Source organism: Falsiroseomonas sp., assembly GCF_051860665.1.
Classification (GTDB): Bacteria; Pseudomonadota; Alphaproteobacteria; order Acetobacterales; family Acetobacteraceae; genus Falsiroseomonas.
In genome coordinates this window covers 1-17,776 of record NZ_JBHYDM010000041.1, presented here as the reverse complement: position 1 = coordinate 17,776, position 17,776 = coordinate 1, and the positions used below count along the sequence as shown (strand labels likewise).

Annotated in this window: 15 protein-coding genes; 13 read left to right on the top strand and 2 right to left on the bottom strand. The window is 69.6% G+C overall.

The window, feature by feature from the left end; genetic code table 11:
• The first annotated feature begins 4 nt into the window (after positions 1-4).
• The 3 genes from ACTIF1_RS24240 to ACTIF1_RS24230 all read left to right on the top strand — a co-directional run bounded on the left by ACTIF1_RS24240 (position 5) and on the right by ACTIF1_RS24230 (position 2,844).
• Entirely contained in the window at positions 5-970 is a 966-nt protein-coding gene (locus ACTIF1_RS24240; protein WP_439599029.1) for a Gfo/Idh/MocA family oxidoreductase, read from the top strand.
• Entirely contained in the window at positions 960-1,610 is a 651-nt protein-coding gene (locus ACTIF1_RS24235; RefSeq protein WP_439599028.1) for a histidine phosphatase family protein, read from the top strand. Before ACTIF1_RS24240 ends, ACTIF1_RS24235 begins: the two co-directional genes overlap by 11 nt.
• A gap of 88 nt (positions 1,611-1,698) precedes the next feature.
• Entirely contained in the window at positions 1,699-2,844 is a 1,146-nt protein-coding gene (locus ACTIF1_RS24230) for a sensor histidine kinase (protein ID WP_439599027.1), read from the top strand.
• Positions 2,845-2,955: 111 nt separating this feature from the next.
• Here the strand turns inward: ACTIF1_RS24230 and ACTIF1_RS24225 are convergent, their stop codons facing one another.
• Together ACTIF1_RS24225 and pobA are read right to left on the bottom strand one after the other, a co-directional pair.
• Positions 2,956-3,624, bottom strand: a complete 669-nt coding sequence (locus tag ACTIF1_RS24225; protein WP_439599026.1) for a hypothetical protein — start codon at positions 3,622-3,624, stop codon at positions 2,956-2,958.
• Between the two features lie 52 nt (positions 3,625-3,676).
• Positions 3,677-4,861, bottom strand: a complete 1,185-nt coding sequence (gene pobA / locus ACTIF1_RS24220) for a 4-hydroxybenzoate 3-monooxygenase (protein ID WP_439599025.1) — start codon at positions 4,859-4,861, stop codon at positions 3,677-3,679.
• A gap of 260 nt (positions 4,862-5,121) precedes the next feature.
• Here pobA and ACTIF1_RS24215 point away from each other — a divergent pair, with 260 nt between their 5' ends.
• The 10 genes from ACTIF1_RS24215 to ACTIF1_RS24170 all read left to right on the top strand — a co-directional run bounded on the left by ACTIF1_RS24215 (position 5,122) and on the right by ACTIF1_RS24170 (position 17,691).
• Positions 5,122-6,504, top strand: a complete 1,383-nt coding sequence (locus tag ACTIF1_RS24215) for an esterase-like activity of phytase family protein (RefSeq protein WP_439599024.1) — start codon at positions 5,122-5,124, stop codon at positions 6,502-6,504.
• Between the two features lie 263 nt (positions 6,505-6,767).
• Entirely contained in the window at positions 6,768-7,427 is a 660-nt protein-coding gene (locus tag ACTIF1_RS24210; RefSeq protein ID WP_439599023.1) for a chloramphenicol acetyltransferase, read from the top strand.
• 68 nt (positions 7,428-7,495) lie between these two features.
• Positions 7,496-9,058, top strand: a complete 1,563-nt coding sequence (gene pehA / locus ACTIF1_RS24205) for a phosphoric/sulfuric ester hydrolase PehA (protein WP_439599022.1) — start codon at positions 7,496-7,498, stop codon at positions 9,056-9,058.
• Between the two features lie 11 nt (positions 9,059-9,069).
• Positions 9,070-10,695, top strand: coding sequence for an ABC transporter substrate-binding protein (locus ACTIF1_RS24200; protein WP_439599021.1), 1,626 nt, complete (start codon positions 9,070-9,072; stop codon positions 10,693-10,695).
• 2 nt (positions 10,696-10,697) lie between these two features.
• The gene (locus ACTIF1_RS24195; protein ID WP_439599020.1) at positions 10,698-12,269 is read left to right on the top strand and encodes an ABC transporter substrate-binding protein; all 1,572 of its coding nucleotides are present in this window, start codon (positions 10,698-10,700) and stop codon (positions 12,267-12,269) included.
• 2 nt (positions 12,270-12,271) lie between these two features.
• On the top strand, positions 12,272-13,891 hold the full coding sequence (locus ACTIF1_RS24190; RefSeq protein WP_439599019.1) for an ABC transporter substrate-binding protein: 1,620 nt from the start codon (positions 12,272-12,274) through the stop codon (positions 13,889-13,891).
• Positions 13,888-14,871: an ABC transporter ATP-binding protein gene (locus ACTIF1_RS24185; RefSeq protein WP_439599018.1), complete on the top strand. Its 984-nt coding sequence runs from the start codon at positions 13,888-13,890 to the stop codon at positions 14,869-14,871. Before ACTIF1_RS24190 ends, ACTIF1_RS24185 begins: the two co-directional genes overlap by 4 nt.
• Positions 14,868-15,872, top strand: coding sequence for an ABC transporter ATP-binding protein (locus tag ACTIF1_RS24180; protein WP_439599017.1), 1,005 nt, complete (start codon positions 14,868-14,870; stop codon positions 15,870-15,872). The genes ACTIF1_RS24185 and ACTIF1_RS24180 overlap by 4 nt, the downstream gene beginning before the upstream one ends.
• Position 15,873: 1 nt before the next feature.
• A complete protein-coding gene (locus ACTIF1_RS24175) occupies positions 15,874-16,809 on the top strand; it encodes an ABC transporter permease (RefSeq protein ID WP_439599016.1) in 936 nt (311 codons plus the stop codon).
• Between the two features lie 3 nt (positions 16,810-16,812).
• Entirely contained in the window at positions 16,813-17,691 is an 879-nt protein-coding gene (locus tag ACTIF1_RS24170; RefSeq protein WP_439599015.1) for an ABC transporter permease, read from the top strand.
• The last annotated feature ends 85 nt before the right edge of the window (positions 17,692-17,776 follow it).

Genomic DNA, 17,776 nt, shown 5'->3' with positions numbered 1-17,776 from the left:
CCGCATGGCGGTCGCATTGGGCGTGGTTGGCTTCGGCATCATGGGGGAACGCCTGCTGCGCGCGGCGCTGGCGCATGACCTGGATGTGATCCGCCCGGTCGCGGTCTGGGACCCCTCCCCGGCCGCCGCGGCGCGGCTGGCCGAGATCGCGCCCGGCCTGCCGATGCTCGAGAACCCGGCGGCGGTGATCGCGGCCTGCGATGCGCTCTACATCGCCTCCCCGCCCAGCTCCCACCTGGAACATGCCGGCGCCGCCTTCGCCGCCGGCCGCGCCGCCTTCCTGGAAAAGCCGCTGGCCGCCGACCTCGCGCAAGCGCGCGCCTTCGTCGAGGCCGCCGAGGCCTCCGGCGCCCGCGCGGCCGTCAACTTCCCCATGGCCTCCTCCCCGGCCGTGGCCCAGCTCCGCGCCTGGCGGGGTGACCTCGGCGCCCCGCGCGCGCTGACCATCCGCGCCGACTTCGCCACCTGGCCGCGCGGCTGGCAGCACGCCGCCGCCGGCTGGCTGGCCAAGCGCGCCGAGGGCGGTTTCACGCGTGAGGTGCTTTCCCACTTCCTGTTCCTGACGCGCCGGCAGCTCGGCAAGCTGGTGCTGCTGGAACGCGCGGCGGAATTCCCGCCGGGCGATGGCGCGGAGACGGCGGTGCGCGCCCGGCTGATCGCCGGCGACACGCCGGTGCTGCTTTCCGGCCAGGTCGGCGGCACCGATCGCGACGAGAGCAATGAATGGCGGCTGGAGGCCGAATCCGGCAGCATCCGCCTGCGCGACTGGTCGCTGGCCGAGAAGCTGGACGCCGATGGCACCTTCCGCCCATCGCCCGACGCCCTGCCGAACGAGAAGATGCGCCCCATGGTGCTGCGCGACCAGTTGTCCAAATTGGCCGCCCTGACCCGCGGCGAACCGCAGGATCTCGCCACGCTGCGGGAGGCGCTGGAGGTGCAGGAGGTGGTGGAGGCGATTCTTGGCGACTGACCGCCGGACCCTTCTGCTCGCCTTGCTCGCCGCCGCCCCGGCGCGCGCCCAGCAGCGCCTGACGCCGCAGCCGGTGGACAGCGCGGAGGGCGCGGCGCTGGTGACGCGGCTGCGCCAGGGCGGGCTGGTGCTGTTCTTCCGCCACGCCGATACGCGCGGCGAGCCCTGCGACCGCAGTTTCCGGGTCGGCGACCGCCCCGGGCAGCGCAACCTCTCGCCGCAGGGGCGCGCCCAGTCGGCCCGCATCGGCGCACGCCTGGCGGAGCTCGGCATCCCCGTGGCGCGCCCGGTGCTGGCGGGTCCGGTCTATCGCGCCCGGGACACGGCGGAGCTCGCCTTCGGCGCGGCGGAGGTCACCGTCACCGAGAGCCTGCTGGCGGATGACTATGCCGGCGGGCGCCTCGCCTGGGTGCTGGCGGAACACCGCCGGCTGTTTTCGGAAGCGGTCCCGCCGGGCACCAACCGCCTGCTCTTCGGCCACCGCACGCCGGCCATCATGGTGGCCGGGGATGCGGTGGGGGGCCGCGCCTTTCCCGAAGGCGCGGCGCTGGTGCTGGCGCCGCGCGGGGCGGATTTCGAAACGCTGGGCATCCTCGAGCTGGTGCCGCTGCCGGGCGGCGGCTTCCACGACTGCAGCTGACCGGCAGGGCCTCATGACGCATTTCTGAGGCCGCGGCGGAGGCAACCAAGCGCGGCCCCGAAAGCTTTGGGGCGGCATGCCCACCGAGATGCGATCCAGACCCGAGCACCTTCTCGCCCAGCAGGCCGCCTTGGCCCGCTTCGGCGAATATGCGCTGATGTCGGAGGACCTCGACCGCATCCTGCACGAGGCCTGCCGCCTGGTGGCGGAGGCCCTGGGCACGGACCTCGCCAAGGTCGTGGCGCTGGAGCCGGATGGCCAGACGCTGCGGGTCCGCGCCGGAATCGGCTGGTCGCCCGGCGTGGTCGGCACGCTGACCACCCATATCGGCACGGGCCCGGAGGGCCTGGCACTCCGCAGCAAGGAGGCGGTGGTCTCCCCCGACCTGGCGGAGGAAAGGCGCTTCGACGTGCCGGACTTCGTCAAGGCGCAGGGCGTCAGGGCCAGCGCCTGCGTGGTCATCATGGGCCTCGACGGCAAGCCACCCTATGGCGTGCTGCAGGTGGACAGCCGCCGGCCCCAGGCCTTTGGCGAGCAGGACCTCGCCTTCCTGCGCACCTATGCGAATCTGCTGGCCTCCGCCGTCGGGCGGCTGCGCGCCAATGCGCGGCTGCGGCGCAAGGCGGATGACAATGAGCGGCTGTTGCGGGAATTGCAGCACCGGGTGAAGAACAACCTGCAGGTGATGGTTGCGATCCTCGACCTTCAGGCCCGCCAGCTGCGCGCGCCGGAAAGCCGCGCCGCGCTGCGCAGCGTCGCCCGGCGGGTGGAGGCTCTGCGCCTGCTGCATGACAAGCTGCATCTCTCGGGCGAGGTGGACCAGCTCGACCTCGGCGAATACCTCGCCCAGCTCAGCGCCAGCCTGCTGAGCTTCCATGAGGGCAGCACCGCGCGGGTGCAGCTGGCCTTGGAGGTGGAGCGCGGGCTGGTCGTATCCCCAGACCAGGCGGCGCCGCTGGGCCTGGCGGTGAACGAGTTCATCACCAACAGCCTGAAGCACGCCTTCGGCGAGGGCAGCGGCCGCATCGGCCTGACGCTCTCCGCCGCACCCGCCCAGCGGGCGCGGCTGCGACTATGGGACGACGGGCAGGGCCTGCCGGTGCCGCCGCCCAAGACCGGCACCGGCATGCGCATGATCGAGAGTTTTGGACGGCAGCTCGGCTCCGCCGTGCACTGGACCTCGGACAGCAGCGGCACGCGGCTGGAGATGACGATCCGGCTGCGGGGGGCGTGAGTCAGAAACAGCGTCATGACGCCTTCGCCAAGCACCCGAGCGGGCCGGCGACGGCCGCAAGGACAAAGAAGGTGATGGTGGAAATGGGCGTGGAGGCGTTGTCGCACGCGCTCAGCCCCTTCGCGCTCCGGGCGTCCTTATCCTGAATTCCAGCAAGGTGTCGGTCTGGCTATCGTTCTTCAGGAGCAGATAAGGCTTCAACCTGGACCAAATATTGCTTGAATGGGAAGCACGGGGCTGGTCCCCGTCCAGCGCTGCGCACCCAAAATCGAAATCGATCACCTGAGCGTAGTATCGCAGGTGAGCGGTCGGCAAAGCCACAGCGGTCAGTTGCAGCTGTCGGTAGTCATCGACGAACCGGCAGGGGTCGTTGGCGTAGCCCTCGATCGCAGCCAAGAACACCGCATCGCGGTACAGTGCCGCCGGCAGCGCGATGACGTTGCAGACTTCGCCTTTCCAAATCGAGCAGGCCAAAGGGGCCGGTGCCCCCGTGACCCAGGAAGGAAAGCGACAGGAAGATCCAGCCGCCAGACCCTGCCTGGGCACACCGGCCGTGAAGCAGGGTGGCCCCTCGGCGTCGGTTCCTGAGGTGAAGACCGGCAAAGGCAGGCTGTGTGCTTGAAAAACACGGTAGCCAGCGACCGTAGCAAAGGCCATTTGGGGCACGAAGCCCATGTTGGAGGCGAGTGAAAAGGCCGAAAGCACGTAGTAGGTGCCGGCGGCGACCGCACCGGCCGAGCCAAGCAGCGCCAACAGGAGGCACGTCTTGAGTGTCTTCATCGGACCGTGGTCGCCACCGTAGTCCTTGCCGACCGCGTTCTGAAGCGGCCTCTTAAACCTCGTAGGGCAGGCCCACATAGTTCTCCGCCAGCGTGGTCATCGCGGCCCGGCTGGTCGCGACATAATCCAGCTCCGCCACCTGCACGCGATGCTCGAAGGCGTCCTCGCCGTCGAAGCGGTGCAGCATGGAGGTCATCCACCAGGAGAAGCGCTGCCCCTTCCAGATCCGGCGCAGGCAGATGTTCGAGTAGTCCTCCAGCAGCGTCGCGTCGTTCTTCGCGAAGAACCGCTCCAGCCCCCGCGCCAGCACGCGGATATCGGCAATGGCCAGGTTCATGCCCTTGGCGCCCGTCGGCGGCACGATGTGCGCGGCGTCGCCGGCCAGGAACAGACGGCCATGGCGCATCGGCTCCACCACATAGCTGCGCATGGCGGTCACGCCCTTCTGGAAGATCGGCCCCTCCTGCAGCTCATCGCCGCAGCCGAGGCGCCTGTGCAGTTCCTCCCAGATCCGCGCATCGGGCCAGAGCGAAAGATCCTCGTCCGGCGCGCACTGCAAATAGAGCCGCGTGACGGTCTCCGACCGCATGGTGGCCAGCGCAAAGCCGTCGCGGTGACGGGCGTAGATCAGCTCCTCCGACACCGGCTTGGAATGGGCCAGGATGCCGAGCCAGGCGAAGGGGTAGATGCGGTCATAGACGCGGATCAGCTCCTCCGGGATCGCGCCGCGGCAGATGCCGTGGAACCCGTCGCAGCCGCCGATGAAGGCGCAATCCAGCACCTGCGCGCGCCCCTCATGCGTGAAGCTGATGCGCGGGTTCTCGCTGGTCACGTCATGCACCGCGACATCCGAGACCTCGAACAGGATGGGCGGATTGCCGGAATGGGTGCCGGCGGCCAGGCGCGCGGCGATCAGGTCCTTCACCACCTCCTGCTGCCCATAGATGGTGACCACCTTGCCGGTGAGGTCCGTCAGCGGGATGCGGTGGCCGACGCCGTCGAAGCGCAGCTCGATGCCGTGATGCGCCAGGCCCTGGCGGTGCAGGCGGTCCGCGACCCCGGCCTCGGTCAGCGTATCCACGCTGCCCTGTTCCAGCAGGCCGGCGCGCACCCGTTCCTCGACATAGGAACGCGACCGCGCCTCCAGCACCACGCTGTCGATCCCCGCCAGATGCAGCAGGTGGGAGAGCAGCAGGCCCGCGGGGCCCGCGCCGATGATGCCAACCTGGGTGCGCATTGTGCTTCTCTCCCCTGCCCGTCCCGCCCATGTGTCGCCGCCCCGGCATCTGCCAAGCGGCACCGGATGCAATTGTTGTATCGCATAACAATCCGCCTGTCGCGCGGGGTCGTTTCCGGACCAGGTCGCGGATCATCCGGATGAGCTGTGCCCCCTTGCGGCATGGCCCACTGCCCATCGTGACACTGTCACAACCCCGTCAAGCGCCTGTCACGGCCGCTGGCTAAAGGCGTGGCTCCGCAAGGCCCGGAGCCCCCAAGATGCGCCATTTGATCCTGACCGCCGCGCTCACCCTCGGCGTGTCCGCCGCCGCCGTCGCCGATCAAAGGTTCGAGGCGCAGCTGGCCGGTCATGCGATCCTGCCCGCCTTCACCATGGCGCTGCCGCCCGCCGATGCGCCGCGGGACCTGCTGGTCTCCGGCCGTTTCGCGGGCCCCGGCAACCAGCGCACGGAGCGCCCCGGCAGCTTTGCCGGCGATACCGGCGCGGTGCATGGCAATCGCCGCACCGGCATTTCCTTCCCCTTCATCGGCCAGCCGGTGCAGGGCTTTTCGGGCATCAAGCCGGTGGAGGGCGAGGCCGGCAGCTACTGGGTGCTGACCGACAACGGCTTCGGCACCCGGGTGACCAGCCCGGACGCCATGCTGATGCTGCACAAGGTGCGGCCGGATTTCGCCACCGGCCAGGTGGCGCTGCTGGAGACGATCTTCCTCTCCGACCCCGACCGCCGGGTGCCCTTCCGCATCGCCCAGGAAGGCAGCGCGACGCGCTACCTGACCGGCGCCGATTTCGACCCGGAGAGCATCCAGCCGGTGGCCGATGGCTTCTGGATCGGCGAGGAATTCGGCCCCTTCCTGCTGCATGTCACGCGGCAGGGGCATGTGACCCGCGTGGTGCCGACGCAGCTGGATGGCCAAGTGCTGCGCAGCCCGGACAACCCCGACCTGCAGGTGCCCGCCAGCCCCACCGCCGGCGCCGGCCACCGCGTGCGCCGCTCCGGCGGCTATGAGGGCATGGCGCTGACGCCGGATGGCCAGACGCTGTGGGGCCTGCTGGAGCAGCCGCTTTTCGCCGCCGGCTCGGCGGAGCCGGAGGGGGCCTTCCTGCGCCTGCTGGAATTCTCCATCCCCCGCGGCGCCTGGACCGGCCGCAGCCTGCGCTACCGGCTGGAGCCGGGCGCCACCGCGATCGGCGACTTCAACTTCATCGATGACCGCCGCGCGCTGGTGATCGAGCGCGACAATGGCGAGGGCGACCCGGGCCTCGCCTGCGCCCAGGGCGTGCGCCCGACCGCCACCGCGCCCTGCTTCCCCAGCCCCGCCCGCTTCAAGCGCGTCTATCTGATCGACCTCGGAGCCGCCGATGCCGAGGGTTTCGTGCGCAAGATCGGGCATATCGACCTGATGGCGATCCGCGACAGCGAGGGCCTGGCCCGCCAGCGCGGCGACCTGCCGGCCGATGCGCCGCGCGACCGCTTCACCTTCCCCTTCTTCACCATCGAGGATGTGGCGATGGTGGATGCGGACCACATCATCGTCGGCAACGACAACAACCTGCCCTTCAGCGCCGGCCGCCATCTGCTGCGCGCCGACGACAACGAGATGATCCTGCTGCGCGTGCCCGAGCTGCTGCGGGCCCGCTGAGCATCCAGGCGCAAGGCCCTGGCACTCGCCTGCGCCAGGCAGCCTCGTCCCCCCCACCCCCGCCGCAGCCCCGTCCCTCCGGTCGCGGTGGCGGCGCGGCTGCCTTCCGTCCCATCCTGGGCGCCGCGGCATCGGCCTGGCATGGTCCGAGCACATCCATATCCCCAACCGGGACAAGGCCGCCTGCATCCCGCCCATGATGCCGGCGGCCCTTGCTGTCATCGACCGTGCAGCCGCTGGCTGCGATGGAGGCTGATCCGCGCATGACCATCTACCAGGACCCTGCCACCGCCAAGAAGCAGCTCGGCCTCGAGCCCTGCATCGACCCCACCGCCAGCGTGCGCGACACGCGCTTCGGCATCTATACCGAGGTCGGCGCCCGCACCTCCATCGCGGAGACGGAGTTCGGCGACTACTCCTACGTCGTGCACGACAGCCAGATCATCTATGCGACAGTGGGAAAATTCTGCTCCATCGCCAGCCACACGCGCATCAATCCCGGCAATCATCCGCTGGACCGCGTGGCGCTGAGCCATGTCACCTATCGCGCCAGCGCCTATGGCCTCGGCCCCGACGAGGCCGGCTTCTTCGACTGGCGGCGCCGCTTCCGCGTGACCCTGGGGCATGACGTCTGGCTCGGCCATGGCGTCATCGTGCTGCCGGGCGTGACCATCGGCACCGGGGCCGCGATCGGGGCCGGCGCCGTGGTGACGAAGGACATCCCGCCCTATGCCATCGCGGTCGGGAATCCGGCGCGGGTGCTGCGCTTCCGCTTCAGCGAGGCGGTGCGCGAAAGCCTGCAGCGCATCGCCTGGTGGGACTGGACACGGGAGCAATTGGCCAGCGGTCTGGACGACATGCGGAAGATGTCCGCCGAATCCTTCTGCGAGAAGTACGACCCCGCCTTCTGTCACAAAGACTAAGCACAGCCGTCACAAGACGGACGCCACTCCCCGGCTAAGCCCCGCCCCATCGGATGGAGCGGCACAGCATGGCCAGGCGGAAGAACGTACTTCTCATCGTGGTGGATCAGTGGCGGGCGGATTTCGTGCCCGTCCTCGGCGCGGATTTCCTGCGCACGCCGAACCTGGACCGGCTGTGCCGCGAGGGTGTGACCTTCCGCAACCATGTGACGAATACCGTGCCCTGCGGCCCGGCACGCGCCAGCCTGCTGACCGGCCTGTACCTGATGAACCATCGCGCCGTGCAGAACACGGTGCCGCTGGATGCCCGCCACACCAATCTCGGCAAGCAGCTGCGCCTGATCGGCTACGATCCCGCGCTGATCGGCTACACAACCACCACACCGGACCCGCGCAGCACCGGCCCCAAGGACCCGCGCTTCACCACGCTCGGCGACCTGATGGACGGTTTCCGCAGTGTCGGCGCCTTCGAGCCGAACATGGACGGCTATTTCGGCTGGCTCGCCCATCAGGGCTATGAGCTGCCGGCGAAGCGCGAGGATATCTGGCTGCCGGAGGGCGAGGACGCCGTGCCGGGCGCCACCAACCGCCCCTCCCGCATCCCGAAGGAACTGTCCGACACCACCTTCTTCACCGAGAAGGCGCTGACCTATCTGAAGGGCAAGGGGGACAAGCCGTGGTTCCTGCACCTCGGCTACTACCGCCCGCACCCGCCCTTCATCGCGCCCGCGCCCTACAACAGCATGTACGACCCGGCGGAGATGCCGGCCCCCATCCGCGCGCCGCGGTGGGAAGAGGAAGCGGAACAGCATCCGCTGCTGCGCCACTACCTGCGCGCCATCGGCCAGGCGTCCTTCTTCCGCGGCGGCCAGGGCGCCGGCGCCGGGCTGGACGAGGCCAGCATCCGCCAGATGCGCGCCAGCTACTGCGGGCTGATGACCGAGATCGACGACGCGCTGGGCCGCGTCTTCGCCTATCTCGAACAGACCGGGCAATGGGATGACACCACCATTATCTTCACTTCCGACCATGGCGAGCAGCTCGGCGATCATTGGCTGCTCGGCAAGCTCGGCTACTTCGACCAGAGCTTCCGCATCCCCCTGGTCATCAAGGGTGCCGGCGCGCAGCCCGGGCTGATCGACGACACGCTGACGGAAAGCGTCGATGTGATGCCGACCATCCTCGACATCCTGGGCGGCCAGGTGCCGCGCGCCTGCGACGGCCGTTCGCTGCTGCCGGTGCTGGCCGGCGAGAAGCCGGCCGATTGGCGCGACCTGCACCACTACGAATACGACTTCCGCGACATCCACTACTCGCAGCCCGAGACCGAGCTGGGCCTGACGATGGATACCTCCAGCCTCTGCGTCGTGCAGGATGCCGACTACAAATACGTGCACTTCGCCGCCCTGCCGCCGCTGTTCTTCGACCTGAAGCGCGACCCGAACCAGTTCGAGAATCGCGCCGAGGATCCGGACTACGCAGCGCGCGTGAAGGCTTATGCGCAGCGCGCCCTCTCGCTGCGCCTGCGCCACGCCGAACGCACCCTCACCCATTTCCGCGCCACCCCGCAGGGGCTGGAGGAGCGCCGCCCCGCGGCCGCCATCCCGCCCACGCGCCTCGCCGCCGAATAAGGAGAAGCCCCATGCCGATCTCCCGCCGCCTGCTTCTCGCCGCGCCCGCCGCGCTGGCGCTGCCGCGCTTCGCCGTGGCGCAGGCCGACAGCCGCCCCTCCATCACCATCGCCGTGCAGAAGGTGGTGAACAGCAATACGCTCGATGTGCTGCGCGAGCAGTCCAATGTCGGTGAGCGCGTCTTCTTCTCCTCGCTCTGGGAAGGGCTGATCGGCCGCGACTGGCTCGGCGAGCTCGGCGCCGTGCCGGGCCTCGCCACGGAATGGACGCGCCTCTCGGACCAGGTGGTGGAGCTGAAGCTGCGCCCCGGCGTGCGCTTCCACAATGGCGACGAGATGACGGCGGAGGACGTGGTCTTCTCCTTCTCCCGCGAACGCATGTTCGGCACCACGCTGGCCAGCGCCCAGGGTCGCACCATCCCGATCGGCGAGGGCATGCCCGCACCGCGCCCCGGCAAGGAACTGCCGCCGGAGGTGCCGGCCGTGGCGCGCCGGTCCTGGCCCGCGCTCGAGCGTGTGGAGGCCGTCGACAAGTACACGGTGCGCTTCCACAACGCGACGCCGGACGTGACGCTGGAAGGCCGCATCAGCCGCTTCGGCAGCGAGATCATGAGCCGCCGCGGCTGGGAAGAAGCCGCCAGCTGGCTCGACTGGGCGCGCAAGCCGATCACCACCGGCCCCTATATGGTCGCCGAGTTCCGCCCCGACGTTTCCCTCACCCTGGTCGCGCATGACGCCTATTGGGGCGGCCGGCCGCCATTGAAACAAATCCGCTTCGTGGAGGTGCCGGAAGTCTCGTCGCGCATCAACGGCCTGCTCTCCGGCGAATACCAGTTCGCCTGCGACATCCCGCCCGACCAGATCGAAAGCATCGAGCGCAACCGCGGCTTCGAGGTGCAGGGCGGCACCATCCTCAACCACCGCCTGATCTGCTTCGACAAGAATTTTCCGGCGCTGCGCGACGCGCGCGTGCGCCGCGCGATGACGCATGCGATGGATCGCCAGGCGATCGTCGACAGCCTCTGGGCCGGCCGCACCGAAGTGCCGAAGGGCCTGCAATGGCCCTATTACGACCAGATGTTCCACGCCGACTGGTCCGTGCCCGCCTTCGACCCGGCACTGGCACGTCGCCTGCTGCGCGAGGCGAACTACCGCGGTGAGCCGATCCCCTATCGCCTGCTGAACAACTACTACACCAACCAGAACGCGACTGCGCAGGTGCTGGTGGAGATGTGGCGCCAGGTCGGCCTGAACGTGCAGATCGAGATGAAGGAGAACTGGTCGCAGATCCTGGAGCGCAGCCCGACCCGCGCGGTGCGCGACTGGTCCAACAGCGCGCCGTTCAACGACCCGGTCTCCTCCCTGGTGAACCAGCACGGCCCGAACGGCCAGCAGCAGCAGGTCGGCGAATACAGCAACGAGGAGCTGAACCGCCTGGCCGTGGAGCTGGAGACCGGCACCGACCGCGCCCGCCGCCGCGCCGCCTTCCGCCGCATGTTGGAGATCGCGGAGCGCGAGGACCCCGCCTATACCGTGATCCACCAGAACGCGACCTTCACCGCGAAGCGCCGCGATATTCCCTGGAAGGCGAGCCCCGCCTTCGCGATGGACTTCCGGCGCGGCAACTGGGGGGGCTGAGCATGCTCCGCCGCCGCGCCCTGCTGGCCGCGCCGCTGGGCGCGGCCGCCCTCGCCGCACCCGCCTTGGCGCAGGCCGATACTCGCCCCGTCATCACCATCGCGGTGCAGGACATCAGCACCTCGAACATGCTGGAGATGCTGGCCGAGCAGTCGAACGTCGGCACGCGCATCTTCCGCAACTATGTCGAGCCGCTGGTGGATACCGACTGGATCGGCGACATGTCGATGAAGCCGGGCCTCGCCACATCCTGGCGCCGCATCGATGACCGCAGCGTGGAATTCACGCTGCGCGAGGGCGTGCGCTTCCACAATGGCGATCCGCTGACGGCGGAGGAGGTCGCCTTCTCCTTCGGGCCGGAGCGCATGTGGGGCGGCGGGCCGGAAGGTGCGAAGGCCCCGCCCGCCGGCGCCGCGCAGACGGCGCGCCGCATCTTCCCCGGCTTCGAACGGATGGAGGTGGTGGATGCGCGCACCATCCGCCTCATCAACCGCACGCCGGACCTGACGCTGGAAGGCCAGATGGCGCGCACCGCCGCCGTCATCGCCAATCGCCGCGCCTTCGAGGCCGCCGCCACCTGGCAGGACTGGGCGCGCAAGCCGATCGGCACCGGCCCCTATTTCGTTGCGGAATATCGGCCCGACCAGATCCTGGTGCTGGAGGCCTTCGATCAGCACTGGCAGGGCCGCCCGCCGATCCGCCGGCTGCGCTTCGTGCAGGTGCCGGAAGTGGCGTCGCGCATCAATGCACTGCTCTCGGGCGAGGCCGACTTCGCCTGCGACATTCCGCCCGACCAGATCACGCAGATCGAGCGCAATCCGCGCTTCGAGGTCGCAGGCGGGCCGATCAACAACACCCGCATCATCTGCTTCGACCAGCAGCATCCGGTGCTCGCCAATCCGCTGGTGCGCCGCGCGCTGACGCACAGCATCGACCGCCGGTCGATCGTGGAGGCGCTGTGGTCCGGCCGTGTCGACGTGCCGCGCGGGCTGCAATGGGATTTCTACGACGACATGCTGGTGGCGGACTGGCAGGTGCCGGCCTTCGACCTGGCCGAGGCGCGCCGCCTGCTGCGCCAGGCGAATTACCGCGGCGAGCCGATCCCCTATCGCTGCCTGAACAACTACTACACCAACCAGACCGCGACCGCGCAGATCCTGGTCGAGGGCTGGCGTGCCGCCGGCGTGAATGTCCAGCTGCAGATGATGGAGAATTGGGGCCAGATCACCGGCCGCGCGACGCAGCCGGGCATCCGCGACTGGTCGCAATCCTCCTCCCTGCCCGATCCCGTCGCGCAGATGGTGCCGAACTACGGCCGCGGCGGCGCGCCCTGGGTGCGCGGCGAATGGCGCAACGAACGCTTCGGAACGCTGGCGGAGGAGCTGCAATCCAGCACCGATCGGCCGCGCCGCCGCCAGGTCTGGGCCGAGATGCTGCAGATCATCGAGCGTGACGACCCCGCCTATACCGTCCTGCACCGCAACGGAAACTTCACCGCCAAGCGCCGCGACATCGCCTGGCGCGCCGCGCAGTCCTTCACCATGGATTTTCGCGCGAGCAATTGGGGAGCCTGAGAATGACCACCCTCACCCGCCGCAACGTCTTCGGACTGGCTGGCGCATCCCTCATCCTGCCGCGCTTCGCGATCGCCCAGGCGGATCAGCGCCCCACCGTCACCATCGCGGTGCAGAAGCTGGCGAATACGAACACGCTGGAGCCGCTGCGCGAGCAGTCCAATGTCGGCACCCGCACCTGGCACAGCTATGCCGAGACGCTGATCGAGCAGAGCTGGACCGGCGATCTCGGCCTGAAGCCGGCGTTGGCCGAATCCTGGCGCCGCATCGACGACCGCACGGTGGAGCTCTCGCTGCGCCGCGGCGTGCGTTTCCATGACGGGCGGGAGATGGAGGCGGAAGACGTCGCCTTCTCCTTCAGCCCCGAGCGCATGGGCTGGGGCCTGACGGTGGAGCAGGCGCGCAACCTGTTCGCCGTGATTCCGGGCCAGAACCCCGGCCGCACGCCGCCGCCCGAGGTGCTGGCCGTGGCGCGCCGCAGCTTTCCGGCCTTCGAGCGCATCGAGATCGTCGACCGTCACACCGTGCGCTTCGTCAACAAGGTGCCGGATGTCACGCTGGAAGGCCGCATCAGCCGCAATGTCGGCGCCATCTTCTCCCGCGACGCCTTCGAGAAGACGGCCTCCTGGCTCGACTGGGCACGGCGGCCCATCGGCACCGGCCCCTATCGCGTGGCGGAATTCCGCCCCGACCAGTCGCTGATCCTGGAAGCCTTCGACGACTATTGGGGCGGCCGCCCGCCGATTGCGCGGCTGCGCTTCATGGAAGTGCCGGAGGTCGCATCGCGCATCAACATGCTGCTCTCGGGCGAGGCCGACTTCGCCTGCGACATGCCGCCCGACCAGATCGCGACGGTGCAGCGCAACCCGCGCCACCAGGTGGTGGGCGGCCCCATCATGAACCATCGCCTGACGGTCTTCGACAAGACGCATCCGGTGCTGGCCAACCCGCTGGTGCGCCGTGCCTTCACCCACAGCATCGACCGCGATGCCATCACCGCCGCGCTGTGGGATGGCCGCGCGCCGGTGCCCAAGGGGCTGCAATTCGAATTCTACGGCGAGATGTTCCACGCCGATTGGGAGGCGCCGAAGTTCGACCTGGCCGAGGCGCGCCGCCTGCTGCGCCAGGCGAATTACCGCGGCGAGGCCATCCCCTATCGCCTGCTGAACAACTACTACACCAACCAGACGCCCACCGCGCAGATCCTGGTGGAAGGCTGGCGCCAGGCCGGGCTGAATGTGCAGATCGAGATGCGGGAGAATTTCCCGCAGGTGCTCTCCCGCGAGGGCCAGCGCGGCGTGCGCGACTGGTCGAACAGCGCCAGCTTCAACGACCCCACCGCCTCCATCACCGCCCAGCACGGGCCGGAAGGCCAGCAATGGCAGATCGGCGAATGGCGCAACGAGGAATTCGGCCGCCTGTCGCAGGAGCTGGAGACCAGCACGGACCGCCCCCGCCGCCGCGCCGCCTTCCGCCGCATGCTGGAAATCGCGGAACGCGAGGACCCCGCCTATACCGTGCTGCACCAGTCGGTGAACCTCACAGCCAAGCGCCGCGACATCGCCTGGAACGCCGCGCAGTCCTTCTCCATGGACTTCCGCAGCCGGAACTGGGGCGCATGAGCGCGCCGCTGGTCACCCTCAAGGGCCTGCGCGTCAGTTTTGACGGGCAGCCCGCGCTGCGTGGAATCGACCTGGACGTCGCGCCCGGGGAATCCGTGGGCCTTGTCGGCGAATCCGGTTGCGGCAAGTCCGTCACCTGGCTCGCGGCGCTGAGCCTGCTTCCGGGCCGCGCCAGCGTCAGCGGCAGCGTGAAGCTGGATGGGCAGGAACTGCTGCATGCGCGGCCGCAGGTGCTGGACCGCGTGCGCGGCGGCCGCATCGCCATGATCTTCCAGGACCCCGCCAGCAGCCTCAACCCGGTGCACCGCATCGGCAAGCAGATCACCGAGGCGCTGCGCCTGCATCGCGGCATGGATGGCGCGCAGGCACGCGCGGAGGCGAAGCGCCTGCTCGACCAGGTCGGCATCCCCGATGCCGCTCGCCGGCTGGATGCCTGGCCGCATGAGCTTTCCGGCGGGCAGAACCAGCGCGTGATGATCGCCATCGCGCTGGCCGGCCGGCCGGAACTGCTGGTGGCGGATGAGCCGACGACGGCGCTCGACGTCACCATCCAGGCGCAGATCCTGACCCTGCTGCAGGAGCTGCGGAAGGACACCGGCATGGCGCTGGTGCTGATCTCGCATGACCTCGGCGTGGTCGCCGATAGCTGCGAGCGGGTCTGCGTCATGTATGCCGGGCGCATCGTGGAACAGGTGCCGACCGCGCGGCTCTTCGAGGCGCCGGCGCATCCCTATACGCGCGGCCTGCTCGGCGCGCTGCCGCCGCTGCACGGGCCGCGCCGGCCGCTCTCCGCCATTCCCGGCGGCGTGCCGGAACCCTGGGCCATGCCGCCCGGCTGCGCCTTCGCGCCGCGCTGCGCCATGCATGTCTCCGCCTGCGACGCGGCGGTGCCGGAGCCGGTGGGCCTGGCGCGCAACCACCGCGCCGCCTGCATCCGCGCCACCCTTCCCGCCCCGCATCCGGAGACCGTCTACGCATGAGGAAGGATGGGGAACTGCTGGTCGCGCAGGGCATCACGCGCCGCTACGCGATGCGGCGCGGAATCCTGGGCAAGTCGGTAGAAGTCCGCGCCGTGGACGGCGTCTCCCTGACGCTGGAACGTGGCCGCACCCTGGGCCTTGTCGGTGAATCCGGCTGCGGCAAGTCCACCACGGGCCGCCTGGTGCTGGGGTTGGAACGGCCGGATGCGGGCAGCGTGGCCTTCGAGGGTCGCCCCATGCCCGCGCCGAACACGCCCGAATGGCGCAAGCTGCGCGCGCGCATGCAGATGGTCTTCCAGGACCCGCTGGGCGCGCTGGATCGCCGCCTGCCGATCGGCGCGCAGGTGGCGGAGCCGCTGGAAATCCACGCCATCGGCACGCCGGTCGAACGCGCCGCGCGCGTCGCCGAATTGCTGCGCGGCGTGGGCCTGCGGCCGGACCAGGCCGCGCGCTATCCGCACGAATTGTCGGGCGGCCAGCGGCAGCGCGCCGTGCTGGCCCGGGCGCTGGCAACCGACCCCGCCATGCTGGTCTGCGACGAGCCGATCAGCGCGCTGGATGTCTCGATCCAGGCGCAGGTGATGAACCTGCTGGTGGAGCTGCAATCCCGCCTCGGCCTCGGCATCCTGTTCATCAGCCACGACCTGCGGGCGGTGCGGCAGGTCAGCCACCGCGTCGCCGTGATGTATCTCGGCCGCATCGTCGAGGAAGGGGAGCCGGATGAGGTGCTGCACGACCCGGCGCATCCCTATGCGCAGGCCCTCGTCTCCGCGATCCCGCATCCCGGCAAGATCGGCCGCGGCATCGTGCTGCAGGGCGATCCGCCGAACCCCGCGGACCGTCCCTCCGGCTGCGCCTTCCATCCGCGCTGCGCCGTGGCCTCCGCGCTCTGTGCACGCGAAACCCCGGTGCTGAAGCCACGCCCCGGCGATGGACGCCGCGTCGCCTGCCATGTGGCCCAGGGCGAGATCGCGCCCGGCAATCTGCAGAAGGCCGCCTGACATGATGCGTTTCCTCGCCAGCCGCCTGCTGCGTGCCGCCGTCACCATCATCATGGTGGTGACCTTCGCCTTTGTCGTGCTGCGCCTGTCAGGCGACCCCGCGCAGATCATCATGGGCGCCGATGCGCCGCCCGAGGCCGTCGACGCTTTCCGCACCGCCTGGGGCCTTGATCAGCCGGTCTGGTTGCAATACTTCCACTATTTCGGGGCCATCTTCCAGGGCGACCTCGGGCGTTCCATGCGCGACGGGCGCGATGCGATCGTGCTGGTGATGGAGCGCATTCCGGCCACGCTGGCACTCACCATCCCCGCGCTGATCATCAAGCTCGGCCTCGGCATTCCCGCGGGCATCACCGCCGCGCTGCACCGCAATTCCTTCATCGACCGCGCCGTGATGCTGCTGGCCGTCGCGGGCTTCACCGTGCCGTCCTTCGTGCTGGGCCTGCTGCTGGTGCTGGTCTTCGCCGTGCAGCTCGGCTGGCTGCCCTCCGGCGGGCAGGAAAGCTGGCGCCACGCCATCCTGCCGATCATCACCATGGGCGTCGGCGGCGCCGCGGTCCTCGCCCGCTTCACACGCTCCGCCATGCTCGAGGTGCTGGGCCAGCCCTATATCCGCACCGCTTCGGCCAAGGGCGTGCCCTGGCACGCCGTGGTCTGGGGCCACGCCCTGCCCAACGCCGCCATCCCCACCGTCACCATCGTGGGATTCATGGTGGGCAGCCTGATCGCCGGCGCCGTGGTGGTCGAAAGCGTCTTCTCCTGGCCCGGCGTCGGACGCCTGCTCGTCGTCGCCGTCGCCAACCGGGACCTCGCCGTCGTGCAATGCATCCTGCTGCTGGTCGCGGCCACCATGGTCACCGCCAACCTGGTGGTGGACCTGCTCTACGGCCTGCTCGACCCGCGGCTTCGCAACCAACCCAAGCGCGCGGCGGCCTGAACCATGTCCGACATCACCGCCCCCCTCACCCTCGCCACCTCCGCGCCCCGCAAGGCGCGGCCGCTGCCGCCGCCGATGGTGATCTTCGGCCTGCTCTGGCTGAGCCTGATGCTGGCCACGGCGCTGCTGGCCGATGTCATCAGCCCCTACGCCTATACGGCGCTCGACCTGCGAAACCGCCTCTCTCCCCCGATCGGCATGGGCGGCACCTGGCTGCACCCGCTGGGCACCGACGAGCTGGGCCGCGACGTGCTGGCCCGCCTGATCTACTCGATCCGGATGAGCCTGCTCATCGCCTTCGGCGCCACCCTCATCGGCGCCGTCATCGGCACCACGCTGGGCTTCCTCGCCGCCCACTTCCGCGGCTTCGTCGAACAGGTCGTCCTCGCCCTGGTCGACTTCTCCGCCAGCCTGCCCTTCCTGATCCTGGCCCTCTCGGTCCTCGCCTTCTTCGGCAACTCCATGGCACTGTTCATTTGCCTGCTCGGCTTCCACGCCTGGGAACGCTACGCCCGCATCGCCCGCGGCCTCGCCATCTCCGCCAGCGGCCAGGGCTACGCCGCCGCCGTGCGCCAACTCGGCGCCTCCCCCTGGCGGATCTACGGGCGCCACGTGCTGCCGAACATCGCCTCCACCCTCATCGTCTCCATGACCCTCGCCTTCCCGGAAATCATCCTGCTGGAATCCGGCCTCTCCTTCCTCGGCCTCGGCGTGCAACCACCCGCCACATCCCTCGGCTCCATGGTCGGCTATGGCCGCGAATACCTGACCCGCGCCCCCTGGATCCTCCTCGCCCCCGCCTTCACCATCATCCTCACCACCCTCTCCGTCTCCCTCCTGGGCGACTGGCTCCGCGACCGGCTGGACCCGACCCTGCGGTGAGGAGGGGTGTTCGCGTGATTGCAGGGGGACGCTGTCCCCCTGCACCCCCTGCCAAAGGGACAGTGGTCCCTTTGGAATCCCGTTA

What these genes read in the sequence shown, in the direction of transcription:
- ACTIF1_RS24240 (WP_439599029.1), top strand. Translation starts at nt 5, where the DNA reads ATGGCGGTCGCATTGGGCGTGGTTGGCTTCGGCATCATGGGGGAACGC.
- ACTIF1_RS24230 (WP_439599027.1), top strand. Translation starts at nt 1,699, where the DNA reads ATGCGATCCAGACCCGAGCACCTTCTCGCCCAGCAGGCCGCCTTGGCC.
- ACTIF1_RS24225 (WP_439599026.1), bottom strand. Translation starts at nt 3,624, where the DNA reads ATGAAGACACTCAAGACGTGCCTCCTGTTGGCGCTGCTTGGCTCGGCC.
- pobA (WP_439599025.1), bottom strand. Translation starts at nt 4,861, where the DNA reads ATGCGCACCCAGGTTGGCATCATCGGCGCGGGCCCCGCGGGCCTGCTG.
- ACTIF1_RS24215 (WP_439599024.1), top strand. Translation starts at nt 5,122, where the DNA reads ATGCGCCATTTGATCCTGACCGCCGCGCTCACCCTCGGCGTGTCCGCC.
- ACTIF1_RS24210 (WP_439599023.1), top strand. Translation starts at nt 6,768, where the DNA reads ATGACCATCTACCAGGACCCTGCCACCGCCAAGAAGCAGCTCGGCCTC.
- pehA (WP_439599022.1), top strand. Translation starts at nt 7,496, where the DNA reads ATGGCCAGGCGGAAGAACGTACTTCTCATCGTGGTGGATCAGTGGCGG.
- ACTIF1_RS24200 (WP_439599021.1), top strand. Translation starts at nt 9,070, where the DNA reads ATGCCGATCTCCCGCCGCCTGCTTCTCGCCGCGCCCGCCGCGCTGGCG.
- ACTIF1_RS24195 (WP_439599020.1), top strand. Translation starts at nt 10,698, where the DNA reads ATGCTCCGCCGCCGCGCCCTGCTGGCCGCGCCGCTGGGCGCGGCCGCC.
- ACTIF1_RS24190 (WP_439599019.1), top strand. Translation starts at nt 12,272, where the DNA reads ATGACCACCCTCACCCGCCGCAACGTCTTCGGACTGGCTGGCGCATCC.
- ACTIF1_RS24185 (WP_439599018.1), top strand. Translation starts at nt 13,888, where the DNA reads ATGAGCGCGCCGCTGGTCACCCTCAAGGGCCTGCGCGTCAGTTTTGAC.
- ACTIF1_RS24180 (WP_439599017.1), top strand. Translation starts at nt 14,868, where the DNA reads ATGAGGAAGGATGGGGAACTGCTGGTCGCGCAGGGCATCACGCGCCGC.
- ACTIF1_RS24175 (WP_439599016.1), top strand. Translation starts at nt 15,874, where the DNA reads ATGATGCGTTTCCTCGCCAGCCGCCTGCTGCGTGCCGCCGTCACCATC.
- ACTIF1_RS24170 (WP_439599015.1), top strand. Translation starts at nt 16,813, where the DNA reads ATGTCCGACATCACCGCCCCCCTCACCCTCGCCACCTCCGCGCCCCGC.